This is a genomic window from Bacteroides sp. DH3716P, from assembly GCF_025914115.1.
Lineage (GTDB): Bacteria > Bacteroidota > Bacteroidia > Bacteroidales > Bacteroidaceae > Bacteroides > Bacteroides ovatus.
The window spans coordinates 1,799,441-1,815,831 of the sequence record NZ_CP083673.1; the positions used below are offsets into that span (position 1 = coordinate 1,799,441).

Below are 16,391 nucleotides of genomic sequence, written 5' to 3' on the forward strand. Positions count from 1 at the left end.
ATAAATTAGATTAAATATGTTAATAAAATCGCATAAGCAATAAGTATTACTTGTTTTTCTGTATAGGATATTTATTTCTGAAAGTAGGGCGCCACTTCCAAGATGGAAGGTGCGTTACTCTTGACGGAAGGCCATCCATCGTTACTCCAAATCAGTTTATCCATTAAAACATATCTTCCGTTTTCGGCTTCTTTCTTCTTGTAACCGTGGTAGATGATCCAGTCAGTTCCTACATCATCCTGAATCAGAATGGAGTTATGTCCAGGTCCTGCCCAAGTTTCATTGCCACTCATAATGATTTCACAATAATCATACAACATATCCCTTCCTGTCTTATCTAAATAAGGTCCAAGCACATTCTTTGAACGCCCTACCACAGTTTGATATGTACTGGTTGCTCCATTACAACAAGTTCCTATGGAAGCAAACAAGTAATAATATTCTCCACGTTTGTATATGTTGGTCCCTTCAAAACGATTTCCACAAATACGCTTCTTCAGGACTGGGGTTCCATCCGTGTTTTTCTTTATTTCCAGACCATTATCCGTGAGTTCTGTAGCATAGATACCCCGAAAACTTCCCCAAAACATATATTTTTTGCCATTGTCTTCATAAAAGAACTGGTCAATGGAATTTTGTACCCCAATCACTTTCGAGTCGATCAAACACCCTTTGTCTATAAATGGTCCTAGAGGGGAGTCTGACACAGCAACTCCTACATTACTTCTCCACTCATCTCCCCATATAGCCCATGAATAATAAAGCACATAATGATTATTGAAATAACGTATCTCTGGTGCCCAAATATTGTGGTCGCCACCCCAAGTGGGGCGAGTAGCATCCGTGAAAGCTGTACCCTTATACTCCCAATTCACCAAATTTTTGGAACGATAAATAGGAACATTTCGAGTATTCTCTGTTCCATAGAGATAGAAATAACCATCTTGGGCACGAATTACTGTAGGATCTGGTGCGCTAAAAGCAATAATCGGATTGCAATAACCACGCACTAATGTCAATATCCGGACAGACTTATCTATTAACACTGTTTCGCTATCGGCATTCGTTAGACACAGAGGAAGTAGATAGTACGTAGGATGTAGTTTAGTTGATTGAATAGTTAATTTCGTAGAAGCTTGATTATTCCCTGCAGAATAAGTCAACCCACCAAGAGTATACGAGTCATCAGGTAGCAACTCATAAGATGTTCCATGAGCTGCATTATAATCATTTACCAACTGTACAGCCTCTGGTGCAACACTTAACGTACAATGAAATGTACTCTGGTTTGTGCCACTAAAATCATAATAAGATTTAATGTCTACTTCTACTTTTTCTTGGTTTAATAGTATTTCTCCGCTAATACTCTCCAACTTGACAATAGCTGCTTGGACATCTATCGTAAGAAGTAAATTTCTTTTGTTTTCTTGAGCGCTAACCGATGCACTTTCTAACCGAAGAGGGAGTACATAATTAGTTTTTTCCCTCTTCCATCTTGAGAAGATTTCAGAGGAATGAAATTGAATTTCTATACTTTTTTGTTTCTCATTCGCTTTCAGTGTTAACATTTCCTCTAGCTGATAAAGATCTTCTGGAAGCAGTTGAAAGTTTGTTCCATTGTTAGAATTATAAGCTTTCAATTCACTGTCACTCCAAGTTTTCAATCGAACAGATATCTCTCCATTCAAAAGGGTACTCTTGCAAACAAGCACATTGTATGAAACGAAATTCTGGTCGGGCACTAGATTCAAATTCTGGAATCCATTCTGTTGTAAATACACAGATACATTAGTCTCATCTCCTTCTTTTCCATTCGACTCTTCATTATTATCGCTTGTCGAACAGGAAAACCAGAATAGTGTGCTCAATAGCATTACTAGATTCCATCGAAGAATTGATACAGTAGATAAGTTACACATAATATCACTCCCTAATAGAAAATTACTTGCTACCACTCAATTTATTCATTAACACTTGCATCCAGTATCCTCCAATCACGGAACGTGCTCTGAAGCCAACCCACTTACCACTATCAGTATGATGCCAGTCACTGATAGGTACACGAGATACTGTCTCGTTAATATATTTATAAACAGGATCAGAGAATTTCTGGAAAGTTTCCTTGTCTGATGACATAGCTGCCGTCCACATGATCCAATCGGATTTGGTGTATTCTTTGCGGGAATCCAAAGGAAGTCCGTAAAGATTCTGTTTAGTCAGGTAATAATTGAGCTCTTTTTCGATTACATTGTTAGGGAATAGGTTCAAATTCCACAACTTATCCCACACCATATTATACTTTTGGCTCCAAGTGTTCTTACGTTCAAAAGCCAAACGATAGTGATCGCCTTCGTTTGCCATTTTTTCCCATTTCATCGCCATTTCTTGGGCTATTAAAGCATATTTGTCTGCTACATCATTCAATCCGAGCATACGAGCCATTTCGCTGTATCCGGCCACTCCCATGATCGCTTTCACGGAAAGATTGGCATTATGAGCCCAATGTCCGGCGAAGTCATCCGTNCCATGATCGCTTTCACGGAAAGATTGGCATTATGAGCCCAATGTCCGGCGAAGTCATCCGTGCAAAGTTGGTTTTCCGGGTCCTGTCCAGACTAAATTGTTATTTGTTAACTAATTGAAATACAATAGAATACATTCATGCTGTATTGTCTTTGTGTTGTTGTGGCTATTAAATGAAATACAAAATTCTAATTTATGAGCAGACTTTTAATAAATAAAAAGTTAATGGATAAATGTAGTGGTAGTCTAAGATGAGAAATGGACTAATCTGAAAAAATGAATATTTTTCCTCTCTCTCTTTCCATTTATCTATGTAATTTCTTTTATGACATAAAAACTAGCAGCATTTTAAGATATTAAGAATCAAATAGATTGAATAATTACTCTTGTTGAATGAATTCGACGTAAATAAAGCTTTCTGGAATGATTTATCTATCTTTTTATGCTATTTTGCAGAGAAATGTTATTGTGTGATAGCTTAAGGTAATAAGGAAAGTAGATGTTAGAACCCCATTCAGGAGTCCATAGTGTGGTTTATTTTAAACCAATAAGTAGTTTCTTTTAAAGGTAAGAGATGTTCCTTTTAAACCAACGACTTGTTTCATTATATCAAAACATCTTTTCGATAGTAGGAAAAAGTACATATTTATAAAGAATTATGCTATATATTCAATAAAAAGAATATATATGATGTAAATGTGACTTTCTTTTTTCTATTTAGCAACTCAATAGAATCTTAATTCTTCTGCATATATGAAAAATAGAACATAATTTGAAATAACTAAGATGAAATATTTCAATCTTTACCTGGCAAGTTTAGCTCGAAGTTCTTTTAGTCTTTTTGCAGCCTGTAGATTATCCACCTTTATATATCTCATGAATGCAGATGGACTTTTATGCCCGGATATGCGCATAAGTTCTCCGGCAGGAAAGCCGGATAAATACATATTTGTGCAAAACGATCGTCGGCAAGTATGAGAAGAGATCATCTCCCATTTTTCATAGACTCTCTTTTCCCGTTCCTTTCCTTTTTTGCGAACAACTTCAATTTTTTGTTTTAATTTTGCTCTTCGCCCCAATTCTTTAACTCTTTCGTTGAATATATATCTAGGGATTTTAGGTAAATCATAGTTGTATTTCTTGAGTATTTCCGGTACATAATCAATCATAGGGATTATGACAGCTTTATGCACTTTTCTCTGTTTAAGATTTATAATCTCATTATCTAAGTCAATATGTTCGGGACTTAATGTTGAGAGATCACTATATCGTAGTCCTGTAAAACACCCAGTAATAAAAACATCTCTAATCTCTTCCAATTGCTTATCATCTGACAAGTCTAACTCGTGTATTGTTGAAAGCTCCTTTTCACTTAAATAAATAGCATCAGTTTCTTCTTCTACGACCTTAAAATGCTTCAAGTCAATTGGAGGAATAACTCCTTTATCTATTTGATAATTAACAAATCCCTTTAACAAACGTATAATTTTTCCTGCAGAATTAGTGAGCAAGCCAACACTCCCATCGGGCTTTATAACCTTATAAAATAAATAATCCATGAATTCATTATAAAATATAAGATTCAGGTTATGAAAAGTAATTGGTTGCGATGAATGTTCTTTGAAAGCGATCAGATGTTTACGAAGTGTTCGGTAGTCTTTTATTTGATCTGCAGAAACAACTGGAGCTTTTTCTGTAATATATCTTTCTAATGCGTCAAATATATCTACCCGATTAGGACGTAATTCATATTCTCTATTTTTTTTTAATTCAAGTAAAACAAAATCTACGGTTGGACTTATTCCGTTTATCTTAGCATATGTAAGAATTTCTCCAAGCTTGGACGTTATTCTAATCAGGCAGGCATCAATTTCATCATAGTTTGGACAAGCGCGCTTAATCCATCTCTTTTTAGAATCCCAGTGTTCCGGTTTAATACTGTATCCAGTAGAGATGAGCGTACGCTTAGTTCGATTGTAGTTATATCGAACATAGAGGACAGTAGTCCCCTCTCGAGTGACGTACTTTGGTTTAATATATGGAGTATATTTTGCGATAGTAAATCTGTATTGCTTTCGTATTGCAAAATTACAAAAGCTATTCGATATGAGCAATATCTCATCGTTAAAAGCTAGAACCTCCAAAAACATTGTACTATCTTAATAAAAGTGGATAAATATTGCTCAAAAAGGAAAAAAACTACTCAAAGCACACTGTAAGAGACTTATTTTGCACTTTAAAAACACTCAAAATTTGAAAAAAGAATAGATTTTGTCCTTTCTTGAACACAGATTTTCCTAATATTTAGCATTAATTCCATTATTTTGTAGCGTTACAAATAAAATGCTATGGAAAAACAAATGGATTTGTATGACTCCTGGGTCCTACCTGAAACACACAATTCTATATAAACTTTTCCTCTAGCATTTATAAATATTCGACAGTACTGATTTTAATATATTATTTAGGTATAGCGATAAGAAAGGTAAGATTGCATTTAAAAGGTAATAGTAAGAAGGTAAAAAGAGAAATAAAAGAAAACGTAGGGTTTGTTTTTCTTTTATAGGTAAACAAGATTGTAGATGGGTAACCTTAAAATTGTAGATTAATTAGAAAATATTTATGAAGAAACTACTAACAGTAATGGCCTTTTCGGTCGGTTTATTCGCAAATGCTCAAACCGGCAACTTATTTAAACCAGTAAAAGAGGTAGCGTTACGTACTCCATCGGTACCTATCGTTGTTTCAGATCCTCACTTCTCTATCTGGTCTCCCTATGATAAATTAATGGAAGGAAGTACAGAACACTGGACTACAGCTAAGAAACCATTAGTAGGGGCTTTACGCGTAGATGGTAAAGTGTATCGTTTCCTGGGTAAAGATCAAGTAGCTTTAATACCTATTGCTCCCATGACAAATGTGGAACGTTGGGAGGCTGCATATACTAATAGTCAACCAGCAAATGGATGGCAAGAATTCCAGTTTGATGATAGTAGTTGGAAAAAAGGTAAAGCAGCTTTCGGTAGCCGTGATATGCCACGTGTTCGCACAGAATGGAAAGGAGATAATACAGATATTTATATCCGCCGTACATTTGAAATAAATGATTTGGATTTAACAGAGAATATTTTTCTTATTTATTCTCATGACGATGTATTCGAATTATATTTAAATGGAGAAAAACTGGTTGCTACAGATCTCGTATGGAAGAATAATGTAAACCTAAAACTTTCAGATGAAGCCAAGAAAAAACTTCGTAATGGCAAAAATGTGATTGCAGCGCATTGTCATAACACAACTGGAGGATCTTATGTGGATTTTGGTTTATATCGTGAAAAGAAAAATGCAGTAACATTTGAAAATGAGGCTGTACAGAAATCGGTAGATGTACTAGCCACTTCCAGTTACTATACATTCACCTGCGGACCTGTCGAATTAGATGTTGTATTTACAGCGCCTCAATTGATAGATGACTTGGATTTGTTGTCAACTCCGATTAACTACATCTCCTATCGCGTGTGTCCTCTTGATAAAAAAGAGCATGATGTACAATTCTATATAGAAACGACTCCGGTATTAGCAGTGAATGAGACTACTCAGCCTACTATTGCACGTACATTATCGAAAAATGGTATTAGTTATGTAGAAGCTGGCACCATCAACCAGCCGATATGTGATCGTAAAGGTGATTTGATTTGTGCTGACTGGGGATATGTATATCTTGGTAGTGTAAATGGAGCAGGAAAATCTATAAGTTTGGGTGACTATAGCGGAATGAAGGAAGCTTTTGTTAAAAATGGGACTTTAGCTTCAAGTAAGACCAAATGGATTACTCGTCGGGAAGAAAATACTCCTGCAATGGCTTATGTACATAATTTTGGAACTGTTACCAAAGATGGTAAAGATGGTTTCTTGATGATCGGTTATGATGACATTTATTCCATTGAATATATGTATGAGAAACGTATGGGATATTGGAAGCATGATGGTAAAGTAACGATTTTTGAAGCTTTCGAAAAACTAAGAGATAACTATCAATCCATCATGGAGCGTTGTCGTGCACTTGATGAGCTTATTTATAACGATGCAGAAAAAGCAGGTGGTAAAAAATATGCAGAAATATGCTCTGCAGCCTATCGTCAAGTTATTTCTGCTCACAAACTATTTACAGACAAAGAAGGCAATCTGATGTGGTTCTCTAAAGAGAATAACAGTAATGGTTGTATCAATACAGTCGACCTGACCTATCCGTCTGCTCCCCTGTTTTTGGTCTATAATCCTGATTTACAAAAGGCAATGATGACTAGTATCTTTGAATATAGTGCTAGCGGTCGCTGGGATAAACCTTTCGCAGCACATGACCTTGGCACTTATCCAATAGCTAATGGACAAGTTTATGGTGGTGACATGCCGATTGAAGAAAGTGGTAATATGGTGATTCTAACTGCAGCTATTTCGAAAATTGAAGGTAATGCAGATTATGCTAAGAAATATTGGGACATTCTAACGACATGGACCAATTATTTAGTAGAGTATGGACAGGACCCGGAAAACCAACTTTGCACGGATGACTTCGCCGGACATTGGGCTCATAATGCCAATCTTTCCGTGAAAGCGATCATGGNACGGATGACTTCGCCGGACATTGGGCTCATAATGCCAATCTTTCCGTGAAAGCGATCATGGGAGTGGCCGGATACAGCGAAATGGCTCGGATGCTCGGATTAAATGATGTAGCAGACAAATATGCGGCTATAGCCAAGAAAATGGCGGTGAAATGGGAAGAAATGGCGAATGAGGGTGATCATTACCGTCTGGCTTTTGACCGTAAAGATACCTGGAGTCAAAAATATAACATGGTTTGGGATAAGTTATGGAACCTGAATTTATTTCCTAACAATGTAATCGGAAAAGAAATAAACTATTATTTGACCAAACAGAATCCTTATGGACTTCCTCTGGATTCGCGTAAAGAATACACAAAATCTGACTGGATCATGTGGACAGCGGCTATGTCCCCGGATAAGGATACTTTCCAACGATTCTCTGATCCAGTCTATAAATATATCAATGAAACAGTATCTCGTGTACCTATCAGTGACTGGCACCATACAGACAGCGGACGATGGGTTGGCTTTAGAGCTCGTTCGGTGATTGGAGGATACTGGATGAAGGTATTAATGGATAAAGTTCAGAATAATCAATAATTTAAATCTAGTGTATTATGAAATGTAAAACTATGAAACATGGGAGCATAGGGTTACAGTGTATGATGTTGGCATTCGTTTTTGCAGTCTGTTTTACTGGCTGCAAAGATAGCAAAGACGAGACATCAGCACCTTATGATCCGAATCAGCCAGTAGAGGTAACTGATTTCACACCCAAGTCGGGAGGTGGAAAGAAGAAGATGATTATCTATGGCAGTAATTTTGGCACAGATCCTTCTCTTGTTTCCGTTAAGGTAGGTGGAAAAGAAGCTATTGTTATTAGTGCTAAAGGTACTAGTATTTACTGTTCTACGCCGGAAAGCTGTTTCGAAGGAACTATTGAAGTAAAAGTGGGTGAGCAAACTGTGATAGCATCTGAAAAATATCAGTACGAACCGCAAATGGTAGTAACAGACTTATGCGGTGATGTAGATGAATTGGGTGAGGGAAATATTGTAGAAACAGGTCCGTTTGACGATTGTGGAAAGATAGATTATCCTTTTTGGTTTTCTTTCGATCCTCAACATTCTAATATCCTTTATTTGTCTCAAAATAATGGGCTTTTGAGGGTGCTGGATCTGGAACAAGAAATGATCTATACCAAGAAGCTAGATAATATTAACCGCGCAACTACTATTACATGGACTAATGATGATGATATGATATTGGCGGCTCCCCAAAATGGTGGTGCTAAGAATAGAAACAATATTATTTTAAAGCGTGAAAGCAGTACAGACGGGCAGGATTTCAAAGAGTCCAGTTGGGTAGCTTTGGCGCGTGGTAATGCTTGCAATGGGTCTATGGTACTTCCACAAACGGGAGAGCTTTACTTCAATCATCGTGCAACAGGCAATGTGTACAGATATAATTTTGAAGAAAACGGCTATAATAACAATCCGGAAGTTCCTGGTGGAGCAGGGTTGAATGAACTTTTGGCATTTAGTGTACCTAATCAGACGGTTGACTTTAGTATGGTTCCTCATCCAACAGGTAAATATGTTTATATCATCATGCATGAATCGCATTATATACTTCGTTCCAATTACGATGAAGAAACTAAAAAGTTGGTAACTCCGTATATTGTATGTGGGCAATCCGGCCAGGCAGATTATAAGGATCTTGTAGGTATCAATGCGCGTATCAATAAGCCTGGCCAAGGTGTCTTTGTGCTCAATGAAGAGTATAAGGCAGCCAACAAAGATGATTGGTATGACTTCTATTTTGCAGATAAAGAAAATCATTGTATTCGAATCTTGACTCCGGATGGGGTGGTTTCTACGTTTGCCGGACGCGGTTCTGCTTCTGCAAGTAGCTATAAATGGGGTAAGCAAAATGGAGAAGTACGTGAGAGAGCACGCTTTAATCAACCGGTGGCTTTGGCTTACAATGAGGCAACAAAGACTTTCTATGTAGGTGATTCGGGAAATTATAAGATTCGGAAGATTGCCAAAGAACAGGCCCCTGATGATTTAGGCGGAGAAGAATCCAATGACAATCAAAACCAAGAAAATCAATAAAAAGAAGAACACATGAGAATAAAAGAATTTATTACGATTTGTCTGTTATTAGTCTCTGTTTCCCTTTTTGCTCAAGAGAAGACAATTGAGGTAACAGGAGTCGTGACGGACACGAATAAAGAACCATTGGTTGGTGTCAATGTGACAGTGAAGGATAAACCTGGTTTAGGAGCGATAACGGATATCAACGGACGTTACAAAATAAATATTGAGGAATTTTCTCGTTTGGTATTTTCATATATTGGTTTTGATACGCAAGAGATATTAGTGAAACGTCAGAGTTTGGTTAATGTATCGATGAAAGAATCGGATGCTAGGGAAATTGATGAAGTTGTAATCACTGGTACAGGAGCACAGAAGAAATTAACAGTGACTGGTGCGGTGACGAATGTAGATGTAGAAGTATTAAAGTCAAATCCTTCAGCAAATCTTTCTAATGCATTGGCTGGAAATGTGTCAGGTGTTCTTGCCATGCAGACTTCCGGACAACCGGGTGTAAATACTTCTGAATTCTGGATTCGAGGTATTTCCACTTTTGGAGCCAATAGCTCTGCATTAGTGCTGGTTGATGGTTTTGAACGCGATTTGGATGAGATCAATATTGAAGATATCGAATCCTTTTCTGTATTGAAAGATGCTTCTACGACGGCGATTTATGGTCCTCGTGGTGCAAATGGTGTAGTACTGATCACCACTAAACATGGTAAGGAAGGCAAGATCAAGATTAATGCCAAAGTAGAGACTTCTTATAATGCCCGCACTATTACTCCGGAATTTGCGGATGGTTACAGTTATGCCATGTTGATGAATGAAGCGCGAATTACTCGTAACCAAGAGAGAATTTATCAAGAGGATGAAATGGAAATTCTGCGATTGGGGCTTGATCCGGATTTATATCCGAATGTTGACTGGATGGATGTGTTGTTAAAAGATGGAGCCATGACCTATCGTGCCAATCTGAATATGAGTGGTGGTGGTAGTACGGCACGTTATTTTGTATCGCTTAGTTATGTGAATGAAGAGGGAATGTACAAAACAGACGAGTCCATGCGTAAGGATTACAATACCAATCCTAGCAGTCAGCGTTGGAATTACCGTTTGAATACGGATATTGATGTAACAAAGACTACTCTTGTAAAAGTTGGTGTATCCGGTTCGCTAAAGAAGCGTAATGCACCGGGACAGGGCTCTAATGTCTGGACTTCATTAATGGGGCAGAATCCGGTCAGTATTCCTGTTATGTACTCTAATGGTTACATTCCTGCACATGGAGTAGAAGATAATCGCAAAAATCCTTGGGTACTTGCTACACAGACTGGATATAAAGAAATCTGGAATAATAAGATTCAGACAAATATTTCTCTGGAGCAAAAGCTGGACTTCATTACCAAAGGCTTACGCTTTGAAGGCCGTTTCGGATTTGATACGAATAATCAGAGTGAAATAAACCGGATAAGAATGCCGGAGACATGGCGCGCCCAAAGAGAACGTGACGATGACGGGAACCTGATTTTCAAGCAACAAAGTGCCGAGAGACCAATGGAACAGACGAGTTCTTCCACTGGTGAGCGCCGTGAATTTTTAGAGGCCTATTTGCAATATAATCGTGCATTCAAAGCACATCACGTAGGTGGTACTTTAAAATATAGCCAGGATGCTTATCGGACCACAGTAGATATTGGAACAGATGTAAAAAATGGTATTGCCAAACGTCACATGGGATTGGCGGGGCGTGCCAGTTATAACTGGAATTATCGCTACTTTGCCGATTTTAATTTTGGTTATAATGGTTCGGAGAATTTTGCTGACGGGCATCGTTTCGGTTTTTTTCCAGCCTTTTCTTTAGCTTGGAATATAGCAGAAGAGAAATTTGTTAAAAAACATCTGAAATGGATGAATATGTTCAAGTTACGTTACTCTTATGGTAAGGTTGGTAATGATAAGATGGATGTACGTTTCCCTTATTTGTATACTATCAAGGATGATGGAAGTGGTTGGACTTGGAGTGATTATGGTTCTACGGATAATGTATATACAGGAATGCAGTATACACAGTTGGCCTCTAACAATGTCACCTGGGAAATTGCAACCAAGCATGATGCGGGTGTAGACTTATCTTTATTCAATGATAAGTTTACGGCTACTGTAGATTATTTTCATGAACAGCGTGATGGCATCTATATGGAACGTAAATATCTACCAGGTATTGTGGGGGTGAATAGTAATCCAAAAGCGAATGTGGGAAGTGTCCGGTCGAAAGGTTTCGACGGCAATTTTGCCTACAAGCAGAAGATAGGAAAAGTCAATTTGACTGTTCGTGGTAATTTTACTTACAGCAAAAATGAAATTCTGGAAAAAGATGAGATGAACGCAGTTTATCCTTATCAAAAAGAGGCTGGCTACAGGGTTAATCAGGCAAAGGGATTAATAGCTTTAGGATTGTTTAAGGATTACGATGATATACGAAATAGTCCGCAGCAGACTAATTGGGGAAAGGTACAACCGGGTGACATCAAATATAAAGACGTCAATGGGGATGGAATCATTAATGCTAGTGATGAAGTGGCCATTGGTGCGACAACAAAGCCTAACTTGATATATGGTTTTGGTATTTCTGCACAGTGGAAAGGTTTTGATTTTAATGCTCACTTCCAGGGAGCAGGCAAGTCTTCATTCTTCATTAATGGTTCTACTGTATATGCCTTTAAGGATAGTCAGTGGGGAAATATTCTGACGAATTTAGTGAAAGATCGCTATGTCGATGCGGAGACAGCTGCCACATTGGGTATTCCGGCTAATGAGAATCCTAATGCTTCGTATCCTCGGCTTAGTTATGGAGGGAATGATAATAATTATAGAGCTTCTACCTATTGGCTCAGAGATGGATCTTATTTACGCTTGAAAACATTGGAAGTAGGTTATACATTGCCGAAATCAATTGTGAACAAGATGCGGTTTAACAAGATACGTGTATTTTTCATTGGTACCAATATCTTGACGTTTGCTAAATTTAAAGAATGGGATCCGGAAATGGGAGTCTCTAACGGTGAGAAATATCCGCTTGCTAAGACGTTTACTTTGGGATTAACTGTGAATATCTAATTAAATGCATGAAAAATGAGAAAGATATATAAACTGTATATTGGTATTATGTTGAGTGCGATTGCCGTCGCTTGTTCGGATAAACTCGACTCTGACAAATATTTCAAAGACCGCCGGTCTTTGGAGGATGTTTTTACTGACAAGGAATCTACGGAAGAATGGTTGGCGAATGCCTATTCCTATTTAGGTGGATACAATCTGGAAGTATCTAACATGCTTAATACAATCACTAATTTCGCCGATGATATTTATTTCGGTGGGAATAGTCTTGATGCGTACAAGACATTCAAGACTGGTACTTATGATGAAGGTTACCGGCATTCGTGGGGGGATAGTTATAAAGGTATTCGTCAAGCGTCTATCTTCATTCAGAATATTGACATGAATACGAAATATACGGAAGAAGAGAGAGCCGATCTGAAAGCGCAAGCCCGTTTCGTGCGTGCGTATTATTATTGGTTATTACTACGTAAATACGGTCCTGTACCCTTATTGCCAGATGATGGACTTGACTATACTGCCGATTATGATGATTTGGAAATTCAGCGTAATTCGTATGATGAATGTGTGGAATACATCGAATCGGAGATGTGCCTGGCAGCCAAAGACCTGCCTCTGGCCCGGGCCATTAATCAGGTGGCACGTCCCACGCGAGGAGCAGCATTGGCAGCTCGTGCCAGAGCATTGGTATATTCGGCAAGCCCTATCAATAATCCACGTCCGGGAGATCCTGATAAATTTTCGGATTTGGTAGATTATGAAGGAAGATGTCTGATGTCTCAGGAATATAATGAATACAAATGGGCTAGAGCTGCAGCTGCGGCAAGAGATGTGATGGAACTTCCCGGAGAAAATAACGGGCGTCGTTATGAACTTTACCATAAGAAAGCAACTAATATTGCTGAACCCGGATATCCTGCTACCATTGCTCCTTATCAGGATAAGGACTTTTCAACAAAGACATGGAATGAAGGTGGATATAGTGATATAGACCCTTATGAGTCTTATCGTGCTGTTTTTAATGGTTCATTAGCGATGTACCAAAATCCGGAGTTGATTTTCAGCCGTGGGCGTAATCAGGGAGCCAATAGTATTGCTGAAATGGTGAAACTTCAAATGCCGAAAACTTTGGGTGGAGGAAGTAATGCGTATGGCATGACACAGAAGATGTGTGACGCTTATTATATGGCAAATGGAGACGAATTTAGCAGAGAACATTTTAAAGAAGAGTACCCTTACGGCACACGTTTTGTCACTAAAGAGGAGGTTGAGGCAGGTACATACCCTCAACTAAAAGAAGGGGTGTATAAGGAATATGCCAACCGAGAACCACGTTTTTATGCTTCGGTTTCTTATAATGGCTGTGTGTGGGCTTTACTGAAAAATGCAGAGACAACGGACTATAAGAATGACGTTGAGAAACAAGTCAACTATTATTACGGTATCAATACGGACGGTTTCTCCGGTACTGGTGTTTATTTACGATCTGGCATCGGTATCATGAAGTATGTACACCCGGATGATACGAATCGTAAGGAAATAAAAGCAAAAGCAGAACCTGCCATTCGTTTTGCCGAAATTTTATTGATCTATGCCGAAGCCTTGAATGAGTTGGAGGATGGATCTTCATATGACATAGCATCATGGGATGGTTCTACCAGTTATTCCGTCAAACGTGATATTGATGAAATGAAAAAAGGTATCAGACAGATACGTCGCCGTGCGGGTGTACCCGATTATACCATGTCGGAGTACCAAGATCGGGATGTATTCCGCAAGAAGCTGAAACGTGAACGTCAAATTGAACTCATGGCCGAAGGGCAGCGTTATTTTGATTTACGTAGATGGAAAGATGCAGAAGTGGAAGAGTCCAAGAAAAACTACGGATGTAATTTCTATATGTCGGATACGGAGGAGCAGAGAGAACAATTCTATACTCCGATTGAAATTGCAGACTTACCTACTGCCTTCTCGCGTAAGCTCTATTTCTGGCCTATCAGCCACGATGAGCTGAAACGTAATAAACGGTTGACGCAGAACCCGGGATGGACATACAATGATTAATCTCCTAATAAGAATATGATATGAAGAATATATATATTTATTTAAGTTTATTGGCTGTCATCGTCTTGGGAACCGCTTGTAATAATGAGTGGGAAGATGAGCAGTATGAACAATACGTATCTTTCAAAGCACCTATCGCTTCAGGAGGCGATGGTGTTACTACCATCTACGTCAGATATAAGGATAATGGAAAAGTGACTTATCAGCTGCCTGTCATTATCAGTGGCTCTACAGTGAATGGACAAGACCGAGATATACATATAGCAGTGGATAAGGACACATTGAAAACGTTGAATATCGAGCGCTTTAGTCTTTATCGTCCGGAATTGTGGTATACGGAAATGGAGGAAGATAAATATGAATTTCCCGAAACGGTACATATTCCTGCCGGTTCGTGCGTAGAACAATTAAATATTGATTTTAATCTACAAGGCATTGATATGTTGGAGAAATGGGTTTTACCGTTAACTATTGTTGATGATGGAGCCTATGATTATCAAAGTCATCCACGTAAGAACTATGCAAAAGCTTTGTTGAAGGTAGTACCTTTTAATGATTATTCCGGTTCGTACACGGCTTCTTCCATGAAAGTGTACACTTATATAAATGGTAAGCCTGATACGAATGCAAGAACGACGAACAAGCGTACAGGATATGTGATAGATAACAATTCCGTATTCTTTTATGCCGGTCTGATTAATGAGGATATGGATAAAGACATACGTAAGAAGTACAAAATCAATGTACACTTCAGAGAAGATGGAACATTGGATATGAAGCCGGACGATCCCAATAATGAAATGGAATTTGAATTAATAGGAACACCTATCTATAGTAGTACATCGATTATGGATGCTACACGCCCTTATTTGGAACGTCGTTATGTTCAAATCATGTTTGAATATGATTTCCAGGATTTTACCTATGGTGGAAGTGATACGGAAGTTATCCCTATCAAATATAGAGTGGAAGGAAGCATGACGCTACAACGGAATATCAATACACAGATTCCGGACGAAGACCAGCAAATAGAATGGTAATCTTATAAATGAGTGGAGATAGGGAAGATATAGGAATAATATCTTCCCTATTTTGTTTATATATGGGTTTAGATTAGCTGTTCCTCATCTTTGTTTACCTGTTTTTTTCCTTTATTGATTTGTATTTTTCCCTTTCTCTTAAAAAACCTCCCTACTTTTGTTCTGTAAGTCAGTCACACGAAACCGACAAAAAGTACAGTTAATTAAATCAGAATAATTATGAACATCAAAAAACATTTGCCTTGGTTGGGAGCTTTATTACCCGTAGCCAGTATGCAGGCAGAGACAAAACCTAATGTAGTCGTCATTTATATAGATGACATGGGAATCGGGGATATCGGTTGTTATGGGGGTAAGTTTGTTCCTACTCCGAATATTGATAAGATAGCGCAGGACGGATTGTTATTCAATCAGTATTACTCGTCCGCACCAGTCAGCTCACCTTCACGTTGCGGATTGACAACAGGCAAATTTCCCATAGAAGTAGGAATTAATACCTTTTTAAATAATAAAGCCAGCAACAAAAAGTGTGAACAACGTAACTTTTTGAGTGACAAGAATCCTTCCATGGCACGCGCTTTTCAAAATGCAGGTTATGCTACCGGACATATAGGTAAATGGCATATGGGAGGTGGACGCGACGTGCACAATGCACCTTCTATTAAGAATTATGGTTTTGACGAATATATATCAACGTATGAAAGTCCGGATCCGGAACCGGCAATTACTGCTACGAACTGGATATGGTCGGCTAAAGACAGTGTAAAACGCTGGAGACGTACCGAATACTTTGTAGATAAAAGTATTGAGTTTGTAAAAAAGCATAAAGGCGAACCTTTCTTCCTAAACCTATGGCCGGATGATATGCATACCCCTTGGGTACCGGAATTCAAACAAAAGGAAAGAAAAAGCTGGGAAACACAAGAAGCATTTGCTCC

At 38.3% G+C, this 16,391-nt stretch carries 7 protein-coding genes and 2 pseudogenes; 6 read left to right on the forward strand and 3 right to left on the reverse strand.

Annotated features, from left to right (window positions below):
• Positions 1-71: 71 nt before the first annotated feature.
• From KQP79_RS06265 to KQP79_RS06275, 3 genes and pseudogenes are all read right to left on the reverse strand, one after another.
• Positions 72-1,874: a family 43 glycosylhydrolase gene (locus tag KQP79_RS06265; RefSeq protein ID WP_224262801.1), complete on the reverse strand. Its 1,803-nt coding sequence runs from the start codon at positions 1,872-1,874 to the stop codon at positions 72-74.
• A 67-nt stretch (positions 1,875-1,941) separates the two neighbouring features.
• Positions 1,942-2,538, reverse strand: a pseudogene (locus KQP79_RS06270) (glutaminase domain-containing protein); the annotation flags it as partial.
• Between the two features lie 788 nt (positions 2,539-3,326).
• Positions 3,327-4,673 (reverse strand): site-specific integrase, encoded by a 1,347-nt coding sequence (locus KQP79_RS06275; protein WP_022200104.1) that lies wholly within the window; start codon positions 4,671-4,673, stop codon positions 3,327-3,329.
• 472 nt (positions 4,674-5,145) lie between these two features.
• On the opposite strand from KQP79_RS06275, the pseudogene KQP79_RS06280 reads away from it, so the two are divergent.
• From KQP79_RS06280 to KQP79_RS06310, 6 genes and pseudogenes are all read left to right on the forward strand, one after another.
• Positions 5,146-7,730, forward strand: a pseudogene (locus KQP79_RS06280) (glutaminase domain-containing protein).
• Between the two features lie 17 nt (positions 7,731-7,747).
• Complete coding sequence (locus KQP79_RS06290; protein WP_022200102.1) at positions 7,748-9,247, forward strand: IPT/TIG domain-containing protein; 1,500 nt, start codon at positions 7,748-7,750, stop codon at positions 9,245-9,247.
• 12 nt (positions 9,248-9,259) lie between these two features.
• Complete coding sequence (locus tag KQP79_RS06295) at positions 9,260-12,349, forward strand: SusC/RagA family TonB-linked outer membrane protein (protein ID WP_138344024.1); 3,090 nt, start codon at positions 9,260-9,262, stop codon at positions 12,347-12,349.
• Between the two features lie 15 nt (positions 12,350-12,364).
• Positions 12,365-14,413 (forward strand): RagB/SusD family nutrient uptake outer membrane protein, encoded by a 2,049-nt coding sequence (locus KQP79_RS06300; RefSeq protein WP_004310848.1) that lies wholly within the window; start codon positions 12,365-12,367, stop codon positions 14,411-14,413.
• Between the two features lie 20 nt (positions 14,414-14,433).
• Entirely contained in the window at positions 14,434-15,453 is a 1,020-nt protein-coding gene (locus KQP79_RS06305; protein ID WP_004310847.1) for a DUF4973 domain-containing protein, read from the forward strand.
• Between the two features lie 219 nt (positions 15,454-15,672).
• Positions 15,673-16,391 (forward strand): sulfatase-like hydrolase/transferase (locus KQP79_RS06310; protein ID WP_264386624.1); only part of this gene is annotated, 719 nt, incomplete at its 3' end.

Excerpts from the sequence above, each read along its gene's own strand:
- KQP79_RS06305 (WP_004310847.1), top strand. The coding sequence starts at position 14,434 with ATGAAGAATATATATATTTATTTAAGTTTATTGGCTGTCATCGTCTTG.
- KQP79_RS06265 (WP_224262801.1), bottom strand. The coding sequence starts at position 1,874 with ATGCTATTGAGCACACTATTCTGGTTTTCCTGTTCGACAAGCGATAAT.
- KQP79_RS06275 (WP_022200104.1), bottom strand. The coding sequence starts at position 4,673 with ATGTTTTTGGAGGTTCTAGCTTTTAACGATGAGATATTGCTCATATCG.
- KQP79_RS06300 (WP_004310848.1), top strand. The coding sequence starts at position 12,365 with ATGAGAAAGATATATAAACTGTATATTGGTATTATGTTGAGTGCGATT.
- KQP79_RS06290 (WP_022200102.1), top strand. The coding sequence starts at position 7,748 with ATGAAATGTAAAACTATGAAACATGGGAGCATAGGGTTACAGTGTATG.
- KQP79_RS06295 (WP_138344024.1), top strand. The coding sequence starts at position 9,260 with ATGAGAATAAAAGAATTTATTACGATTTGTCTGTTATTAGTCTCTGTT.